Annotated in this window: 11 protein-coding genes; 3 read left to right on the plus strand and 8 right to left on the minus strand. The window is 46.3% G+C overall.

Annotated elements, in window-relative coordinates:
- Positions 1–398: 398 nt before the first annotated feature.
- Positions 399–722 (minus strand): ferredoxin FdxA, encoded by a 324-nt coding sequence (gene fdxA / locus ACZ2XM_RS05005; RefSeq protein ID WP_201498013.1) that lies wholly within the window; start codon positions 720–722, stop codon positions 399–401.
- Positions 723–800: 78 nt separating this feature from the next.
- Positions 801–3,914, minus strand: coding sequence for a DNA mismatch repair protein MutS (gene mutS, locus ACZ2XM_RS05010; protein ID WP_490587274.1), 3,114 nt, complete (start codon positions 3,912–3,914; stop codon positions 801–803).
- A gap of 232 nt (positions 3,915–4,146) precedes the next feature.
- On the opposite strand from mutS, the gene secA reads away from it, so the two are divergent.
- Together secA and ACZ2XM_RS05020 are read left to right on the plus strand one after the other, a co-directional pair.
- A complete protein-coding gene (gene secA / locus ACZ2XM_RS05015) occupies positions 4,147–6,975 on the plus strand; it encodes a preprotein translocase subunit SecA (RefSeq protein WP_490587275.1) in 2,829 nt (942 codons plus the stop codon).
- A gap of 107 nt (positions 6,976–7,082) precedes the next feature.
- Positions 7,083–7,598, plus strand: coding sequence for a hypothetical protein (locus tag ACZ2XM_RS05020; protein ID WP_490587276.1), 516 nt, complete (start codon positions 7,083–7,085; stop codon positions 7,596–7,598).
- Positions 7,599–7,703: 105 nt separating this feature from the next.
- Here the strand turns inward: ACZ2XM_RS05020 and ACZ2XM_RS05025 are convergent, their stop codons facing one another.
- The 5 genes from ACZ2XM_RS05025 to ACZ2XM_RS05045 all read right to left on the minus strand — a co-directional run bounded on the left by ACZ2XM_RS05025 (position 7,704) and on the right by ACZ2XM_RS05045 (position 13,818).
- Positions 7,704–8,324, minus strand: coding sequence for a YsnF/AvaK domain-containing protein (locus ACZ2XM_RS05025; RefSeq protein WP_490587277.1), 621 nt, complete (start codon positions 8,322–8,324; stop codon positions 7,704–7,706).
- 278 nt (positions 8,325–8,602) lie between these two features.
- The gene (locus tag ACZ2XM_RS05030; RefSeq protein ID WP_490587278.1) at positions 8,603–9,448 is read right to left on the minus strand and encodes a DUF2382 domain-containing protein; all 846 of its coding nucleotides are present in this window, start codon (positions 9,446–9,448) and stop codon (positions 8,603–8,605) included.
- Between the two features lie 721 nt (positions 9,449–10,169).
- Positions 10,170–11,351: a thiolase family protein gene (locus ACZ2XM_RS05035; protein ID WP_490587279.1), complete on the minus strand. Its 1,182-nt coding sequence runs from the start codon at positions 11,349–11,351 to the stop codon at positions 10,170–10,172.
- Between the two features lie 192 nt (positions 11,352–11,543).
- Positions 11,544–12,875, minus strand: coding sequence for a homoserine dehydrogenase (locus ACZ2XM_RS05040; RefSeq protein WP_490587280.1), 1,332 nt, complete (start codon positions 12,873–12,875; stop codon positions 11,544–11,546).
- Positions 12,876–13,044: 169 nt separating this feature from the next.
- Positions 13,045–13,818, minus strand: a complete 774-nt coding sequence (locus tag ACZ2XM_RS05045; protein ID WP_490587461.1) for a DsbC family protein — start codon at positions 13,816–13,818, stop codon at positions 13,045–13,047.
- A 691-nt stretch (positions 13,819–14,509) separates the two neighbouring features.
- Here ACZ2XM_RS05045 and ACZ2XM_RS05050 point away from each other — a divergent pair.
- Positions 14,510–15,433 (plus strand): DUF808 domain-containing protein, encoded by a 924-nt coding sequence (locus ACZ2XM_RS05050; RefSeq protein ID WP_490587281.1) that lies wholly within the window; start codon positions 14,510–14,512, stop codon positions 15,431–15,433.
- A gap of 138 nt (positions 15,434–15,571) precedes the next feature.
- On the opposite strand, the gene ACZ2XM_RS05055 is transcribed toward ACZ2XM_RS05050, so the two are convergent.
- Complete coding sequence (locus ACZ2XM_RS05055; protein WP_490587282.1) at positions 15,572–19,696, minus strand: Rne/Rng family ribonuclease; 4,125 nt, start codon at positions 19,694–19,696, stop codon at positions 15,572–15,574.
- Positions 19,697–20,980: the final 1,284 nt, after the last annotated feature.

Consider the following 20,980-nt stretch of genomic DNA (forward strand, 5'->3'; position numbering starts at 1 on the left):
GACTTCATAAATTAATTACTACTAGTTTAAATTCTTAAATATTACTGGCTATATATGTATAAAAGTAGTAAATTTATTCTGATCAATATATAGATACAAACCTGCAAATTTTCAATAACCTTTGTTGCTAATGATAGTTATATTACTGATGCGATAAAATGTTCTTTCATTAATATACCTATAATTTCAGGGGAATATATATTCTTAGATAGGGAATAGTCTAGCAAATAGGTTTGTACACATTCTGCAGTTAGTGAGTCAGGATTACTACCTAACAGCTATCAATGGTAATAATTTAATCGACTATCATGAAAAAAGCCAAGCATAAAGCTTGGCTTTTCTTACTCTAACTCTAACTCTCTTAAAAGTAGCTAAGAGTATTAAATCAGTTTAAAGTCCTAACGCTCCAAATACTGAATCTTACCTTCCACGCCATCCCATTTCTCAGCATCCGGCAGCTTATCACCCATCTCAGTGATGTTCGGCCACTCTTCCGCGAGCTCAGCATTCAATTCAATAAAGGCTTCTTGACCCTTAGGCACTTCGTCTTCTGAGAAAATCGCATTGGCTGGGCACTCAGGCTCACACAGGGCACAGTCGATACACTCGTCTGGGTGGATTACCAAGAAGTTTGGGCCTTCATAAAAGCAGTCGACAGGGCAGACTTCGACACAGTCAGTATATTTGCAGCGGATGCAGTTATCAGTCACGACAAAGGTCATAGCGATGGCTACCTTAGGGTTTGTATCAGCAAGGTTTAATATAATTTAATGGCGTATTTTACTCTTTTACACCCCATTTCACAAATGTGTCTGAACACTGGCTAGTTGCTGCAATTGATAAAGTAAATCATGCGCTTCTTTAGGGCTCAGCTCATCAGGTTGGATTTTTGCGAGCGCAGAATATACCGCGTCTTCTTTATTAACCTGTTGATTTTGTTTAATTTGCGCTGTGCAAGAATCTTTCTCGCTAGCAGTAAGGTTATCAGCAGAGTAGTCACTAGTCCCATAATCAAGTTCAGGTTGAGCTACCATATCAGCAGTCCGCGACTTAGCTAAGTCATTTTTTTCATGAAGTAACTGTTTCTTCTCGCTATTATCACCGTTAATACTGCCGTTATGCGTCTGTTTTAGTTGAGCTTTCAGATAATGCTCAGCGGCGACGAGCACTTTCTGTGGGATGCCAGCCATCTTCGCTACGTGGAGACCAAAGCTAGAGTTGGCTGCGCCGTCCTTAATCTTATGCAGTAGTAACAACTGGCCATCGATTTCGCTAGCAGCGACATGGACGTTACGGATATGATCTGCCAAATCAGTCTGCTTTGTAAGTTGAGTTAGCTCAAAGTAATGGGTGGCAAATAGGGTTAAGCAGCCCATTTGTGCCAGTTGCTGAACACAAGCATGGGCAATGGCTAAACCATCGGTAGTGCTGGTGCCGCGACCGACCTCATCCATTAATACTAATGATTTTTCGCTAGCTAGATTGAGAATATGCGCGGTCTCTATCATCTCTACCATAAAGGTCGATTTACCACCGGCGAGGTCATCAGCAGAACCAATACGGGTAAAGATACGGTCGATATCACCGATTGTGGCAGATTCAGCAGGCACAAAACTGCCGCAACAGGCTAGCAAGACAATTAAGGCAGTTTGGCGCATATAGGTCGATTTACCGCCCATATTGGGCCCAGTGATTAGCAATAGCCGCTCTGGATGAGCATCGCTACCTAGTGCACAGTCATTGGCGACAAAGTGCTGAGCGGTACTTTGTAGTTTCTTCGCTGAATCCCTTTGAGCTATTGCGGCTTCGACGACCACATGGCGACCTTGGCTGATTTCAAGGCTGGGTTGCTGTTCGCCTTCTACCAGAGTAGGGCGCTGCCATTGATACTGCTGTGCTAATACGCTCCAATTGATTAATACATCAAGCTGGGCGATAGTCTGTGACAGTTGCTGTAGCTTGGGTAGGGCAGTGCTAAGAATACTAAGTAGCTCGTTATAAAGCTGTTTTTCTTTAGCCAGCGCTAAGGTTTGTGCGCCAAGGTATTCGGTCTCGATGGTTTTTAGCTCATCGGTAATAAAGCGCTCGCAATTTTTCAAAGTCTGGCGACGGATAAAGTGCTCGGGTGCCGAGGCCGCTTGCGATTTAGGCAGCTCAAAATAAAAACCACTGACCTTATTAAAGCCGACTTTCAGACTGGGCAGCTGATACTGCTCACGAACGGTGGCTGCCATCTCGTCTAAGGTCTGCTCGATATTGTCATGCAGGTGGGTAAGACGATCAAATTCTGCATCATAACCATTGGCAATCATGCCGCCATCTCGGATATGCGCAGGCGGTTCGGGCACGATAGCTCGTTGGATTAATTCAGCGACCGCTAAACTGGTTAAAGGTTTAGGGTTTTGCTCATCAGCTGCTAAGTCATCACTCACTTCAGTATTGGGCAAGGTATTAGCGTCATTATTGACGTTAGTCTCTACGTTTGAAGCATTCTGAGAGTTGGGCAATTGGCTTAGTAATAGTGGCAGTAATCCTGTCGCAGTAGGGTCAATACCCGCATTTACTAATTGCTTTTGTAAATTAGCCGCATAAGTAATACTTTCGCCCAATCGCGCAAGATCGCGAGGTTTGGCAGTAGCAAGCCCAATCCGGCCACTAATACGCTCGATATCAGCGATACCGGCTAAAGTATCTTGCAAATCGTCCAACTGTTTGCCGGTATGATTTAACAAAGCGTCAATAGCATCTAAACGTTGATTAATCGTGCTGCGCTGACGTAAAGGGCGTTTAAGTTGTTGCTGCAGCAGACGTTTACCCATTGCTGTTTTGCAATAATTTAGGACGGAAATCAGCGCCGTACCTTGCGCACTCGCGGGCGTGAACAGCTCTAAATTACGCTGACTGCCCGCATCGATGATCAGATAGTCCTCAGAATGCTCATGAATCAATTGATTGACATGGGGAATCTGTCGCTGCTGGGTCTGCCGCGCATAATGAATCAGTGCAGCACAGCTGGTTTGGATTAGTGGTTGGTCCGCTATGCCTAGCCCTTCTAATTGGCGCACTTCAAATTGCTGACATAAGGTCGCTGGTGCATGGGTAGGGTGAAAGTCGGCGGCGGCCACAGTGATAAGGGGACAGTCTAGTTGCGACGCTAACCAGCGTTGCCAAGTCTCTTGAATGGCCTCGCTAATAATACATTCGCTAGGAGCAAAACGCGCTAGGACAGTTAGTATTTGCGACTGTAGGTCTTCAGCGCTACTGGCTGTTAAGGCTTGCGTGACCACTTTACCGGCGGCCAAATCCAACTGACTCACAGCGGCTTGATAACTCGGGTTATTGACCTGTCTAGCTTTGGGTAAGGCAATATCGATAGCTACCACCGTTGGGGTTTTATCTGGGGCAATCAACGCATCATCAGTCAGCGTGCCTGCGGTCAAAGTACGCACAACCTCCCGGTGCATGATGCCTTTTTTATTGTCTGGTTTTTTATCGATGGGCTGTTTATGACTAGATTGTGTGGTGGTAGCATTTACCGTATTAGCATCGTTACTGGCCTGACTTTGGTTATCTTCCACATCTTCGACTTGCTCACAAACCACCACGGTTTGACCGGCAGCAATCAGCCGCGCCATATAACTATCAGCGGCATGAAAGGGCACCCCAGCCATCGCGATGGTATTGCCTGCTTTATCCGTGCCACGTCGGGTCAAGGTAATATCGAGCAGTTGCGCAGCTAATTTCGCATCTTCAAAGAACAGCTCATAAAAATCACCCATACGATATAGCAATAGCGCATGCGGATATTGCGCCTTCATAGTCAGGTATTGCACCATCATCGGCGTATGTAGCGCTAAGTCATAGGTTTGGCCAGCAATATTAAGGATGTTTGGCGAATTGTGCGGGTCAGTCATAAAGTTATTTGCCATAGATAGTTAGTGACCCATTTTAACATGACTGCTGTGACTTGCCCGGCAAAGACTGCTGCAAATTTGCCCTTGTATCCTTGAACTTCATAACCATATATAATGACGACACAATAAATTTGGGTGATAGCGTCAAGGCTTGGTATGGTCAGCTTTATATGGTCGACTAATCATAGTTATATGGCAAAGTTATCAGGGATTTCCATAGGTTAAAATAATTATGTTATCAAAGATTGTAGGCAGTGTGGTCGGCACCAAAAACGACCGTGAACTCAAGCGTATGCGTAAGATAGTGAGCAAAATTAATGCTCACGAGTCCAGTATTCAAGCACTGTCTGACGAGCAGCTGAAACAAAAGACTGCGGATTTTCAAGCCCGCCATCAAAACGGTGAAAGCTTAGACGCCTTATTACCAGAAGCTTTTGCGGTCTGCCGTGAAGCCTCTTTGCGGGTGACCGGCATGCGTCACTATGACGTACAGATGATCGGTGGTATCACTTTGCATGAAGGTAAAATTGCAGAGATGAAGACCGGTGAAGGTAAGACGCTGATGGCGACCTTAGCGATTTATTTGAATGCGGTCAGTGGCAAAGGCGTGCACGTGGTCACGGTCAACGATTACTTGGCCGCGCGTGATGCCGAGTTGAACCGTCCGTTATTCGACTTTTTGGGGTTGACGGTAGGGGTGATTTACTCGCAGCAGCCGCCACAAGAAAAAGTGACTGCCTATCAGGCGGATATCACTTATGGTACCAATAACGAATATGGCTTTGACTATCTGCGCGATAATATGGTGTTTAGCCTAAAAGAGAAAAAACAGCGTACGCTAAACTATTGTATTATCGATGAAATTGACTCTATCCTAATCGATGAAGCGCGTACGCCACTGATTATCTCGGGTCAAGCCGAAGATGCCTCGCGCACTTACGCCTTAATCAATACCATTATCCCGCGTCTGCAAAAATCTAAAGATGAAGAAGCCAATAAAAATAATGAAGAAGGCGACTTTTGGATTGATGAGAAAAACCGTCAAATCGAAATTAGCGAAAAAGGTTATGAGAAGATTGAGCGTTTCTTAATCGAAGTCGGTGAGCTTGACGCTAATGAAAGCCTCTATAGCCCCGTACGCCTGCCGTTATTAGCGCATGTGCAAGCCGCTATTCGCGCGCATCATATCTTTGTGAAAAACGTCCACTACATCGTCGATGATGGCGAAGTGGTTATCGTTGATGAAAACACCGGTCGTACTATGCCCGGTCGTCGTTGGTCTGAGGGTTTACACCAAGCGGTAGAAGCTAAAGAAAACGTCGAAATCCAAGCGGAAAACCAAACGCTGGCTACGACTACCTTCCAGAACTACTTCCGACTGTATGAAAAGCTGTCGGGTATGACGGGTACAGCCGATACTGAAGCGGCAGAATTTAAGTCTACTTATGACTTAGATGTGGTGGTCATTCCTACCCATAAGCCTATTGCTCGTGTCGATTTAGACGATCAAATTTTCTTGACTAAGCTCGGTAAATACAAAGGTATTATCCGCGAGATTAAAGAGATTCAGCAGAAAGGCGCGCCTACCTTGGTGGGTACTGCCACGATTGAAGCCAGTGAAGAATTGTCTTACTTGCTCGATCAAGAAGGCATCAAACATAACGTGCTAAACGCCAAACAGCATGAGCGTGAAGCCGATATTATTGCGCAGGCAGGTAGTCCAAAAGCCGTGACCATCGCTACCAACATGGCAGGTCGTGGTACCGATATTATCTTGGGCGGTAACTGGCAAGCGTATATTGAAAACCCAGAAGAAGTTAGCCCCGAAGAGATGCAGCGCCTTAAAGCCGCGTGGCAGATTAAGCATGATGAAGTGGTCGCTGCGGGTGGTTTGCATATCATCGGCTCTGAGCGCCATGAGTCGCGCCGTATTGATAACCAGCTCCGCGGTCGTGCGGGTCGTCAGGGTGACCCTGGGATGTCGCGTTTCTTTTTATCGCTAGAAGATGATTTGATGCGTATCTTCGCCGGTGATCGCGTGGTCAATATGATGCGGGCGATGGGCCTCAAAGAAGATGAGGCTATCGAGCATAAGATGGTGTCAAAATCGATTGAGAATGCACAGGGCAAGGTCGAGAGCCGTGACTTTGACTCGCGTAAGAATCTATTGAAATATGATGATGTTGCCAATGAGCAACGTAAAGTTATCTATGGCCAGCGTGATGACCTATTGGCTGAGATGGATTTAAAAGAAGCCATCGAAGTCATGCATCATGATGTCTATACGGCTTTGATTAATCAGTTTATCCCACCTGGCTCTGTCGATGATCAGTGGAATATTGATGGTCTAGAAGACGAGTTAGAGGACGAGTTCAAAGTCTATATGCCAATTAACGATTGGCTGGATCAAGACCGTCGCCTCGATGAAGAAGGGCTGCGCGCTAAGATTATCGAGACCGCTATTGCTCGCTATCATGAGCGCCGTGAGCTGATGGGTGAAGAAAATGCGGCTCAGCTTGAACGCCATTTTATGCTGCAGAGTCTAGACCGCCATTGGAAAGAGCATTTAACCCAGATGGATCAATTGCGTAAAGGCATTCATTTACGCGGTTATGCCCAGAAAAACCCTGAGCAAGAATACAAGCGCGAATCTTTCGAGCTGTTCCAAATGATGCTAGGCGCTATCAAATCAGAAACTGTGCAAGATTTATCCCGCGTCCATATCCCAACGAAAGAAGAAATGGAAGCGCTAGAGGCCCAGCAACGTGCTGATGCTGAACATATGCAAATGCACTTTGAGCATGATGAAATGGATAGCTTGACGGGCGAGACGCATGAAGATCCACGCATGGCCGCTCGTAATGCGCCTCAACAGCGTGCCAATGGTCAAATGCAGGTCAATCTAGGCGGCGCAGCGGTGGCTGGCCAGGCACAAGCGACTACCAATACTGGCGATGCTGACGTAGAAGGCAACCCTTATGCGGATATGAATATCAGCCGTAATGCGGTTTGTCCTTGTGGGTCTGGTCTGAAATACAAACAGTGTCATGGTAAGATTTAGAGTAAGACTATGCTAAGATATTGCTTATACTTAAACTAAAAATGGCCTTGGCTATTCGATAAACCTTTTTAATAAAAAAGTCTTTATAAGACCAACTGGGAGCCGCTATGCAATTACAGCAATCGAAGACGTCACTTTTGATGGTGGGACTGCTTACAGCAGTTATGGGCTTATCAGGCTGCCAAAAGTCGGCAGAACCAGAAGCAACAGATACGGATACTACCGCAGTAGAAAAAGATGTGCCTATGTCAGCTGAGCCGGCTGAACATGATGACCCAACGGCTGTTGAAGTAGCTGATGATACGGTAGCTACCGTAGTCACTCCAGTGATTAGCCAGGCCTCTTATCTTTGCTCACCAGAGCTAGAGTTCAGTGCGACTTATAACGACGAAGCTGGTCAAGTGACCCTAAAATCAGCTCAAGGCGAAGTCACGCTAGCAGCGGTAGGCGAAGATGGGGATAATTTTGAAGCTGCAAAATCTTTAGATGGTGGCGCAGGACTGACGCAGTGGCGTGTCGCTGAAGCCCGTGACAACTCAGGGGTACTGCGTGTCTCTGCTGGTGAAGGCCAAGACGTGACCGCGTATAACTGTGATGCGGTTGATGAGACTGCTGCTAACTAGTTATAGATAGCGAGATGTAGAGCGTAAAAACTAGCCCGTTAGAAAAAAGAAAAGCAGCGAAATATCGCTGCTTTTTTTATGGTCTAATTTTACTGAAACCTAAGGCTATGGGTTTTTATGATCTAAAAAGCCTTCTTCATTCACATCCAGCTCTTCGTGCTGTAGCTCGACAGTAATGTTATCAGTATGGGTATGCACAGACTTTTCAATATCGATGTCTTGGATAGCATAAGTCTCTTTGGTGATGGTGGCGACTTGACGTGAGATCACAATCTCCACAGGCTCACTACCCAGCTCAATCTTTTGGCCATTGATGGTGACGACTGCCGTGCTGCCTAGCGTGGGCTCAACATGGCGCAGGATATCTTGCTCATCATAGTTGCCGGTCAATAAGGCTTGGCTGTCTGCATCTTGATAGTCGGTGCGAATGGTGAGTACCTCTTCGACCAATTCGATAGGGACAGTCACGGTTTTGGTTCGCTGGTGCTTGGTCACAGTGACTTTACCGACGTCTAGGCGCTCTTTTTCTACGACAGCGCGCTCTTCTAAAAGCTCGATATGACCCACTTGTGAGCGATTGCCTTGCGCCGCCAGAGGGGCTTGCTGCTCAGTCAATGAGGCCGCCTGCGTGACCTCGCTATGAGCCGCAGTGTGGTCATCACTAGTAAACAGTGGGGCAGTGGTGTTATTAGTCGGCGTGTTGTTCAGGTTGTCTGATGGGTTCACGAGTATCTTCCTATGATCAATCTAACGGTTAAGTAGGGGTAACTTGCAGCAGTCAAGCGCTTAAAGCTTGTAAGGTCTTATTTCTCATATGGTACTTATTATCTAAGCCTTCTCTTTTATAAAATAGCACAAAAAAGGTCAGAGACTGGCTCTGACCTTTTTGTTTGAGCCAATAAGACTCAATGCCTATTTGACAGCGTTAGTTATAAAATAACAAATATAAGCTAACGGTCAAATACTATGCGGCTGCTAGTAATAAGCAAAGTAGCGCTTATTAATTAGATACCACGAGCGCGGCGTACGTCATCAGCAGTAATGCCATCACGGTTTACTAAGTTGCCTTCACGGTCAACTACGTTACCATCACGGTCAACATCAAGCTCTTCACGTTGGATAGTCTCAACGATAGTTTCAGTATGACGTTCAACAGTTTTGCCTACGTTGACTTCTTCAGTTACGAAGGTTTCTTTGCCAACACGAGCACGTTCCGCTTCAAGTTCGATTTCTACAGTCGCACCGGCGTCATCACCAATACGGCGGTCAGTAGGACGGTCTACGCTAGTACGTTCGATATGCGCATGCTCTTCTTCAAGCTCAACTTCTACATTACGCTCTTCAGTAACGATGTGCTTACCGATTTTTACTAGGCCCGCTACAATACGGTCCTTATTAACCGTTAGACGCTCTTCTAGTAGCTCTAGCGTGTTTGGTGCATCATAATGAGCATCAGCGATTTCTACACGCTCTTCTGTTGGGACAGTGTCAGCAACAAAAGCTTGGCGATCTTTTTCAAACTGCTCTTTATAGCTGTACTGATAGTCATGGTCATACTCTTCCATGGCTTCAGCTTGTGATTTAGTTAAGCTATCAAAGAATACGTCGTCACCAACGATACGAGCTAGACCTGCAGGGACTAAAACTTCTTTTGAGCTAAACCAGCCACCAGCATCAACGATTAAATAACGGATACGGCCAGTAGTGTCTTCTACTAAAGCGCCTTCGATTTTACCGATTTTTTCTTCGTTAGCACCATAAGCGCTTTTGCCTGTTGGATCGTAGTAGTCATCACCAATTAGGTCGCGGTGAGTAGCTTGAATGTCCTGTAAGCGAATTAGTTGACTCATTATTGTGTTCCTTTAATTGGTTAGTAAAATATAAAAATTATGGTTAATAAAAGCAGTCGATAACTAGCTATATTAAAATTAAAGATTTATCTTAAAACTTTAACGTTGCTAAATACTTAACATCAGTTCATTAGTTAATAGCGCATTAAAAATAGCCAATAGAATGACAAAGAATTTATTATTTAACTGTCTTTTTAGATAATTAAAAAGCATTATCCTCAAAGTGACTCTTTATCTGTTCTTTTATATATCTTCAAATTGTATTTCTTGATATTTCTAATCTTGCTACTTATTCCGCTATCGAGCTGATGTTACTAGCTTACGAGCGTGCTTGCCTCATCAACTTGGAACTATAGTAGCACTCACTTTTTACCTTGGATATATAATCCGAGTATCAAAATGTGCGTTGCACGTAATTCCCTGTTAATGGCTGTAAGTGCTATAACAGTCTAGAGAAGAAAAGTAACCTATCTTTACAGCTGTCGTCATACGCCTGTCATAATCGGCATTTGTTGCACTATAATGCTGCATTTTTTATTAGCGGTTATTGTTATTAACGCCTATTTTTATTAGAGATAGGGGGTGGTGGCAAACGATAGGCAATAAAAAAACGCCCAACCATGGACGTTCTTCTTTATATAAATAAGTTTTTATCTAAATGCTTTTCATCTCAATACCTAGCCTAGATGAGTAAAGCGTCTAAGCCTAAGTAGCTTATAGACTAAGCCAGTTCGATAGCTACCGCTACCGCTTCACCGCCACCGATACATAGTGAGGCCACACCTTTCTTACCGCCAGTACGCTGTAGTGAGTTGATTAGCGTGACTAAGATACGGGTACCAGAACAGCCTACTGGATGGCCTAGAGCACAAGCGCCACCTTCGATGTTCACTTTATCATGCGGGATGTTTAAGTCATCCATAGCAATCATCGTGACCATAGCAAAGGCTTCGTTGATTTCCCAAAGATCGACGTCTGCTACTGACCAACCCGCTTTTTCAAGTACTTTTTCCATAGCTCCGACTGGCGCTAAGGTAAACTCGCTTGGGTGACGTGAGTTAGACGCTGTAGCGATGATACGAGCTTGATAAGACAAGCCTTCTGCAACCGCTTGTGACTCTTTCATCATCACGACTGCAGCCGCACCATCAGAGATAGAGCTGGCGTTTGCAGCGGTAATTGTGCCGTCTTTAGCAAAAGCCGCACGTAGCTTAGGAATACGCTCAGCATCAGCAGTAGCAGGCTCTTCATCCGTACTAACTACGGTATCGCCTTTACGACCACTGACCGTTACGGGTACGATTTCATTCTCAAAATGACCTTCTTTATCGGCGGTTAAAGCACGGTTAAGCGATTCGATAGCGAAAGCATCCATCTGCTCACGGGTGTAGCCTCTCTCGTCTGCTTTTTCTTGCGCAAACTGACCCATAAGTTTACCAGTATCAGCATCTTCAAGACCGTCTAAGAACATATGGTCTTTGACTTCTTTGTGGCCCATACGGTAACCACCACGGGCACCTGGCAGGATATAAGGAGCGTTGGTCATAGACTCCATGCCACCAGCGACTGCCACATCAAAGCTACCGGCTTTAATGCCGTTATACGCTTGCATGACCGCTTTTAAGCCAGAACCACAAAGTTTGTTAATAGTGACCGCGCCCGTAGTATCCGGTAAGCCAGCTTTACGCATCGCTTGACGAGCAGGGCCTTGACCAACACCAGCGGTTAGAATACAGCCCATGATTACTTCTTCGACTTGCTCAGGTTTTACGCCTGAACGCTCGACTGCCGCTCTGATGGCCGCAGCACCTAAATCGGTTGTAGTAGCGTCTTTTAGTGAGCCTTGGAAGCTGCCCATTGGAGTACGAGCGCCGTTTAAGATGACAATTGAATCATTTGACATAGTGAAGTCCTTTTTATGTGAGTCTATAAAAATAGAAGTAATTAACCAATATAGAAGTCATTATCTAATATAAAACTAGCAGGTCTAAATAATAAGTCTAAATGCCAGTCTATATAATGGGGCTAGATGTAGTCCGTTCAATATATAGACCGTTCAATAAAAACTGAGTTTTAGCAAAGCTTGGTTAATCAATTAAGCAAGCTCATCAAGACGAATGCGCACAACCTTATCGGTAATGGCGGCTAGCTGCTCTATTTTTTCGATAGCTAGGTTCATCTGGCTCTCAACGACCGGTAGGGTCAAGATAATGACCGGTACTTGGCCGACTTTATGAGCCGGTTTCTGTAAAATAGCGTCGATATTAATACCGGCATCGCTCAGGATACGGGTAATGTCTGCCAATACGCCCGGGGTATCTAGCGCATGTAGGCGTAAATAATAGCCAGTGACCATTTGCTCAGCCGCCAATACGGGTGTGTCTGATAAGGCCTCAGGAACAAAAGCTAAATGCGGCACATGATGACCGTGACCATTGGCGCTCAGTACTCGCACGAGGTCCATCACATCTGCCATGACGGCAGAAGCAGTGGCCCCGGCGCCAGCGCCATCGCCATAATAAAGGGTTTGACCTAGCGGGTGCGAATTGACCAACACCGCATTTTTGACGCCATTCACATTGGCTAGTAGTGCCTCTTGTGGAATCAAGGTAGGGTGCACGCGCAGTTCAATACCCTCAGCGCTGTTTGAGTCGTCGCCCTCTTGCGTACGGCGAACCGCAAAACCAAGGTGTTTAATACGGTAACCTAGCTCTTCGGCATAATCTACATCTTGCAGGGTGATACCGGTAATGCCTTCGCAGTAAACTTTATCGAATTGTAGCGGAATACCAAAAGCAATCGAGGCGAGTAGGGCCAGTTTATGCGCTGCATCAATCCCTTCAACATCAAAGGTAGGATCCGCTTCAGCGTAGCCTAACTCTTGCGCTTCGGCTAAAACATCGGCAAAAGGGCGACCTTTATCACGCATCTCTGACATGATGAAGTTGCCCGTACCATTAATAATCCCTGCGAGCCACTCGACTTTATTAGCCGCTAAGGCTTCGCGCATGACTTTAATGATAGGGATACCGCCCGCTACTGCAGCCTCATAGGCGACATGCACGTTATGAGCTTCCGCTAATGCGAAAATCTCATTGCCATGTTCAGCTAATAAGGCTTTATTGGCGGTTACGACATGCTTGCCATTTTTGATAGCGTGCAAAATAAGCTCTTTAGCGACCGTAGTGCCGCCAATGACTTCAATGACAATATCGACATCAGCAGCGGCAACAATGGCCATAAGGTCATCACTTTGCTGAATACTTGGGTCGATATCGTCGCGTTGACGGCGCGTACCGACGTGGGTAATACGAATATCATAACCGCTGCGGCGTTTAAGCTCCGCTAAGTTATCATTGATAAGGCTGACGACACCCGTGCCGACAGTGCCAAGACCAAGTACCGCTAGATTGATAGAATGGCTCACAGTATCCTCAAAAAATAATGGAATGAAACAAAGTTATAGATTAAAAAAGAGGGCAAACTAGCTGACTTTTAATAAAAGACGCTTTTAATACAGATAATACTCTAAGCATGGCAGGGTAGCCCTAAAGAGGTTGACCCAAAATAGCAGCCCCCTTAAATACATCATTAGTCTAAGAAATACCTACGGCTTGAGCCATTTGCTCAGGAGGTAAGTACCCGCCAATTTGGCGACCATCTTCGGTATAGATAGCAGGGGTGCCATTCACGCCCAGACTCATGCCCAGCTCAATTTGCTCGCGCACTGGGTTTTGGCAGGTTGCCGCTGCAATATCACTGCCTGCCATAGCTTGGTTCATAGCTGTACTACGGTCTTTACTACACCAAATGGCTTCTGATTTCGGAATAGATGGCTCACTTCTTGGCCAAGCTAAATAACGAACTTCAATACCTGAGGCATTAATTTGGTCGATTTCTTCATGCAGTTTGTGGCAGTAAGGGCAATCGGCATCGGTAAAGGCATAGACCACCGCTTTAGTCTCACCTTTAGCGGGGTAAATAATCATATCTTTCTTATCAACCGCTGCCAACTTCTCTTTAGCGCCACTAGCCAGCATGGCCGCACTGATATCGACAGGAGCACCATCGCCAACTTGTACGATTTGACCTTGAATAATATGACGTCCTTCAGTATCTGTAAAGAAAGAAGGCAGACCTTCAGCGCTCACCCAATAGATGCCGGGCATGTCAGTGGGTACCGCAGAAGTAATGGTTTCGTTAATGCCAGAAGCCTTTAAGTTGGTCTGTAAGGCTTTCACAATAGCCGGGTCACTTTCTTTAGATACTGGGGTTTTGCTCGCTACTTTATTGGCATTGGCCTGGGTCACAATCTCAGATTTCTTAGCTGTGGTATCTTGCGCACTATTAGAGCAACCAGCACTGAGCATCGCTACAATAGCGAGCCCTAATAAGGAGAGACGCTTACTATGACTAGGAGCAGAGGGAGATAACAACATATACAGTATCCTTTGGCACTTATCAGCAACCTGTGCCCAGTCAGACTCGAGGCTTGCAATAAGCTAAAATTATAAGACGCTATCATTAAGTGTAGCGCGGTCCATCATGAGCTTTAAGCCCTGGGATGCGCCTAATGATTGCAGCAATTATGGTAGCATAGTTTGCTGCGTAACACTCCTATCCTACAGATATTTGCGCCAGTCTGCAGCCAAATATGTAGCGAAGCATTACAAAAATAGCTGCGAGGTCAATGGAAAAAATAGTGGGCAATGATACGGCTAATACAATGGCCTTAAATGTCGCTTCTAGCAACTGTGTACCGCAATTTGTAAACGGCTGCTTATATGGGTTGTGGCAACGTTACTCTTTATTTAGGCGGTTGTCATTTGCTTTAGCTGGGCTAGTGATACGGACTGTTATAAGTGGCGAGTAACTTGGAAGTTTTAATAAAGACAGCTATTAAGATACAGTTATGCTATTTAAATTGTGGGAAGGTACGCTAGACTAACGAAAAGTCTGCATAGAGTTCTGTATCTTAGTACTCTGCCAGCTTAAGACTATCCATCTACTATATATAACTGAGATAGCCTTTTTAACTACTGCTCAACTTAAGGAGAATTTATGGCAGGTGCCAGTTTATTAACATTACTCGATGACATCAGTGTAATTTTGGATGATGTCTCCGTGATGACCAAAGTCGCTGCGAAAAAAACAGCCGGGGTACTCGGAGATGATCTCGCACTCAATGCTGAGCAAGTCACTGGTGTGAAAGCCGATCGTGAGCTGCCTGTTGTCTGGGCAGTGGCCAAAGGCTCGTTTGTCAATAAGCTCATCTTAGTACCTGCTGCGTTATTAATCAGTGCCATATTTCCGCCTCTGGTGACTGTTTTATTGATGTGTGGTGGGCTGTTTTTATCTTATGAAGGTGCGGAGAAAATCATCCATAAGTTTTGGCCGCAACTGCTGCCACACGATGAAGTACAAAACGAGCGCATCCGGGCCAATGCAGACGAGAGCATAGACTTGGTCGCTTTCGAAAAAGATAAAATTAAAGGCGCTGTACGCACTGATTTTATTTTATCAGCAGAGATTATTGTGATTGCCCTAGGTGCCGCTGCAGGAGCCACCTTGCTAGAGAAGACTTTAGTGCTATCTATCATTGCGATAGCGATTACGGTAGGCGTCTACGGTTTGGTGGCAGGTATCGTCAAAATTGATGATCTTGGCTTATATCTGACCAAAAAAGACAGCGCATTCCAGCAAAAACTGGGTGAGTTCTTACTAGCTGCAGCCCCTAAGTTGATGAAGTTTTTATCCATTGCAGGTACCTTAGCCATGTTCTTAGTCGGTGGGGGTATCTTGGTACACGGCATTAGCTTCTTACACCATAAAGTTGAGGATTTAGCTCATCTAACCGGGATGTTTGATGGCCTCACCACGATGTTGCTCAATGCTTTAGTGGGTCTAGTCGTCGGGGTAGTACTAGTGGGTATTATCACCATGATTGGCAAGATGCGTGGTGGCAATCAGTCTGCAGCTCATTAATCTAACGGGTATTAACACGCAATAAATTACCCCACATAAAAAAGCCTCATCATTGGATGAGGCTTTTTATTGGTCGAAATAACTAACTCAGTAACTACCTATATAGCATGTTTGCCAATAGATTTAACTAACTGCTACTTAGTCTTCATTGTTCGAGTCAGGGTTACTTTCTACAGCAGCATCCTGGGGCTTTTGCTCAGACTGAGTGGGCTTTTTAGGCTCATTTTTAGCCTTACGACTGCGGGCTTTAGGCACCTTAGGGGTGGTTAGATTAAAGCGATTGTTTTGCTGCGGCAACAGTTGCTCCGCCACATTCTCAATCATGTTTTTATAGCTAGCAATGGTCGTCTTCGAGGGAGCTGCTTGCTCCTCTTCCGATTCTGCACTAGCTGCACTAACGTCCTCTTGAGGAGCAGAAGCTGCAGTATTTTCTACCGACTCCTCTGCTACTTCCGCAGGGGTTTCTTCGTCTACCGGTGCTGCTATAGACTCAGGTTTTTCTGCGACTTCTGCTAGATGCTGTTTTACTTCAGCATCTTCAATAAGCAATGCAGCACTTTCCTGTTCCACTTCTGCCGTTTTTGGCTCGCTGGTTAGGGCACTGGCCACTACCTTATGGGCATCAAGATCCGCTGTGCTTGGCGCTTGATACTCAGGGTGCTGACCGCGTGGATCGTTGCTAGCACGACGCGTAACAGGGCGAGGGTTGACCGCAGTCTTACCTTGCTCGATAGCCACTTGACGGACGGCTTGGGTCATACGGTTAAAACGACCCAGATAAGTCTCATCCAACGGGGCATAGCCGTAGTTGCTAAAGTTAAACTCAGCCACCGTTTCCGCAGGGCTAGTGGCCGCCGCTACTGGGCTTTGCGCCGCTGCTACAGCCTGAATGAAGCTGGCTATGACGCCTTGGTCTTCTAATAAAGCCGCAGCATTCGGTAGCGCCGCTTGGATAAACTCACCCACGGTACCGCGAATAGGCGTGGCCTTTTTCTCAGTCGCAGACGACTGCACCGCTTGTCCCGTTTGCTGAGCTTTGACAGCACGCGGATCATTGGTGGCTAGACCAAACTTCTTGGCAGTGACATAACGGTCAGCAAACAAGGCGCTAGCATCATAACTTGGTGCAGCCGCAGTATCGTCTGCAGTAGCAGCCTGAGCTGTATCAGCCTTAGCAGCTTCCTCTTTTACAATCACTTGACTCTCTGTAGCAGCCGAGGCTTGTGCAGTAATAGCCGTGCTAGTTTCGCTACTGTTGAGAGCGGGCGTAATCTCCGTCTGTTGCTGGGCAGCAGGTTGCGCTTGCTCAGGAGTCTCTGTTGCTGCCGGCTGGGTAGTCTCAGCAGGGGCGGTAGTCGTAACAGCCGGCTGACTAATAGCAGTGCTATTTTCTGCTACCGAATTAGCAGCAGCCGGAGCACGCTCGCTTACTGAGCTCGCCGATAGCGCAGTAGTAGAGGTTGCTGGCGTGACGGTTGCAGGTTCATCGCCCTTTTTTTTAGCATCTACAGGAGCAGACTCCGTCGTAGAAGACGACTGTTTCGTCGTTTCTGCCGCGTTGGCAACCGCAGTGGTGATACCGCGTGAGCCGTTTTGCTGCGCTTGAGACGCCTGATTACTCTGGGCTTTGCTGTCGTCTAAAGACAAATGCACGACTTCTTTCGGCTTGTGCTGCACCGGAGCCTCATTCACTTGTAGTGAGACTTCATTCGGGCTAGTGACTTTGTTGGCATCATTTCTACGGCGCTCATGGTCTGCACGGCGTGATGAGCCAGCGTCTCTCTGCTGATTTCTGTCGTTAGCTTTGGGGCTCGAGCGGTCAGCGTTTCTGTCATTACTTCTATCGCTGTGTCTCTCCGTATTTCTACCCTGGCCTTTATTTTGCTCATCCGCCTGGTTGCTGCCATTAGCATGGTCGGCGTTCTCAGCAGTAGCATTGGCCTCTTGCGGAGCTAGCGTTTCGCCACGCGGCATCTTGCCACGTGAGTCACGACGACTGTTCGCGCTACGACGGTTCGGGGTCGGTTTATTCTCATTATCCGAGTCTGTCTCTGCGGCTACTGGCTCATTACTGGTAGCCGATTGCGATTGCTCAGTATCATCACGCTTGTCTCTTCTTTGGCGCGGCTTATTGGTTTTGCCTTTACGCGATGACTTACGACGGCGACGCTCTTGCTCGTCTTGGTCCTCAGAACGCTCGCTATCAGTAGCTTCGTTATTAACGGCAGTGCTATCCGTGCTACGTGCCGTCGTTCCAGCATTGTGTTGCTCACGGCGTTGGGCGCTGGCCGCTTGAGCAGCGAGTGCCGTAGCATCGACTTGGCCCTGCACGCCCAGACTCTGTGCGCCTGTATTAACAATAGCTTCGATGGCTTCAGCCGCGGCTTGACTGCTAATAATATCGGTAGTCTTAGCTTGCGGGGTCGGCGCAAAAAGGTTAGATAACCAAGCAACTGCGTGTGGCGCTTGGGTCGCTGCAGGTGCATTATTGGCAGAATGAGCCTGCGCTGCTACCGGTTGCGAGCTGTTAGCGGCTCTCTGCTCTTGTTGGTTATTAGAGCGAGTAGGGCTATGAGCTTGAGCATTTTGGCTATTATTACTCTGCTTAGTGGCTGAGTTTGAATTGTGCGGGGCAGGCGCGTTACTGCGTGAGTTCGCTGATGCCTCTGACTGACGCGGCTGGCGGGTAGGCTGCTGCTCAGGACGCTCTTTATCAGCGGTCTGCCAATCCACGTCATAGCCCAATTCATTAGACTCTTGCAGCTGCATATCCGTGATACGCTCATAGCTCGACGGTGCAAAGCCATCGCGGTTAAAGTGCAGCTTAAAGTTTGGCGACTCTAAGTGAGCATGCGGTAGGATAGTAATACGCGTGCCACTGTCTTGCTCAAGGTAAACCAGGCTGTCACGCTTTTCATTCAATAAGAAAGCCGCGATATCGGTAGGCACTTCGGCCTGTACTTCACCTTGGCGCTCTTTTAGCGCAATTTGTTCGATCTGACGCATGATAGACAGCGATAGCGAGCGCAAATCACGAATCATGCCATTGCCATGACAGCGTGGGCAGATATAGCCGGTCGACTCTTCTAGCGAAGGACGCAGACGTTGACGGCTCATTTCCATCAAACCAAAGCGCGATATCTCACCAAACTGTACCCGTGCGCGGTCATATTTGGTCGCATCAACCAAGCGCTTTTCGACGTCTTTTTGATGCTTACTGTCATTCATATCGATAAAGTCGATGACGATAAGGCCGCCCATATCGCGCAAGCGCAATTGACGAGCAATCTCATCAGCCGCTTCTAGGTTGGTATGGTAAGCCGTTTCAGCGACATCAGACCCTTTGGTAGATTTTGCTGAGTTAATATCAATAGAGACTAAGGCTTCGGTCTGATCGATGACGATAGAGCCACCAGAAGGCAGGCGCACTTCACGCTGATAAGCGGTTTCAATTTGTTTTTCGATACCAAAACGCGCAAACATTGGCTCAAAGTCAGTGTATTTACGCAGTTTATCGGCTTGTTTAGGCATAACCGCATCGATAAAGCCAGCCGCTTCAATATAAGCGTTTTCGTTATCAATCCAGATTTCGCTGATGTCATCACGTAGGTAGTCACGGACGGCACGCGTGACCACGCCCGCTTCTTGATGGACTAGGCGAGGTGAAGGGTATTTGCTATTTTGCTCTTGGATAGCTTGCCAGATATTCAGTAGGTGGTTTAAATCGTGCTGCAAGTCTTCTTGCGTTTTGCCAATTCCTGCCGTGCGAATGATGACGCTCATTCCTTTTGGCAAATCAAGGTTGCCTAGCATGCGTTTCATATCTTCGCGCAATTTGCCTGAAATCTGACGAGAAATCCCACCACCACGTGGGTTGTTTGGCATCAATACTAGGTAGCGACCGGCGAGCGAAACATAAGTAGACAGTGCTGCGCCTTTATTACCGCGCTCTTCTTTTTCTACCTGAACGATGAGCTCGTCGCCTTCTTTAATCAGCTTACGAATATTCTCATCACGGGCATTGCCGGCCAGATATTCATTGGCAATTTCGCGAATAGGCAAAAAGCCTTGACGGCCCGAACCATACTCAACGAACACCGCTTCAAGCGAAGGCTCGACGCGAGTGACATGACCTTTATAAATATTGGATTTTTTCTGTTCGCGGGTACGATTCTCTAAATCGAAATCGTATAAATGATTGCCTTTACATAAGGCGACACGAATCTCTTCGTTATGAGTAGAATTGATTAAAATGCGTTTCATATCAGTTTCCTATGAATACGCTGAGCGCTTGAAGGGCGTTATAACCGCAGCTTAAACGTTAATTTACTCTGTTCAATATCCCCAGTATTCCTAGGCAAGGTAGAGCAAAATTAACTGAGCGAGCCAATAGCAAAAATGGCTATCTTAACGCTGGTGAGTCGCTAAAGCTGGGAGCATGTCGCTACTGACGGGCAGTAAGGACGGGAGAGTAGGGCAGAACCAAAGTACTATGTCGAGTAAGTCGTAACCTAATGGGCAGGCTCATCTGGCGATGAAGCGGTCATTAGGTCGCTAACTAAGGCTGCCATGATAGCTATCGTTATCAGCTAAGTAGTGAATTTGAAAGTCATAAGTCTTTTTTATAGGATTAAAGTGTCAGCGCAGTCAGCGCGACCAGATATCGCCAGATGGTCAAAAATGACCTTCTGCTAGCAGTAAATAAAGGACAACTTCCGTATTAATATGAAACTTCCAAGTACTGTACTACTAATTCATTATCTTTTGCCGTGCGCTTTGCTATCCCTAAAGGGTAATACTTTCAAGGTTTCAATACTGTAGGTAGCTAGGGATAAGTGACGGTGTAAGGGTCAATTATCGGCAGTTACTCAGTCAAAATATCGCTATAGATAACTTTATATAAATTTATTTATAACGATAAAAATGGGGGTGACAAAGTCTATTATTACTTGTGTTTACCTACCAAAAACAGTGCAATCCTATTAGCGGGGCGTACTTGGCAAATAAAGAACTCTCTATTTGACCGCTAACAATCAATGCAGGGTAGACACACTTAGACCAGTGACTTATTTTGGTTTTACCTTCATCTACAACTCGCAACGGCGACGGTATTCAGCGCGGTTACCACGTCCAATCAACTCAGCTAAAGGTTTTGTAAGAACCCACATCAAGCGGTGTAAGGGCTTAATTTGCAAGCTGATCAAGCGTCGAGCGTATTATGAATAAAGTAAGTAAAGTCGTCAGCTCATTGAGTAGGATAATCCCAAATAGGATAGACCCAATCAATCAGCGACTACTCAATAAAAACAGCAACCACATGGTGCCATCTTGGTATCAACTTGCTAGCATCGTGACCTGGTGTAAGGAGGTTACGAGTGCCATAAAACTATAATGGTGGTCGAGCAAAGCAATGATAGCGTTAAGTCTGCTATAGCCCTCTGAATAGTAACTTATGCAAGCTTTTTAACAATGGCTTTTTATAAGTGCTTTAGAGGTAAGCCAACTTAAAGTAAATCGCAGATAACACTGTAATAATAAGCCGATAAA

Source organism: Psychrobacter sp. CoH-33_TS_01 (assembly GCF_058189395.1).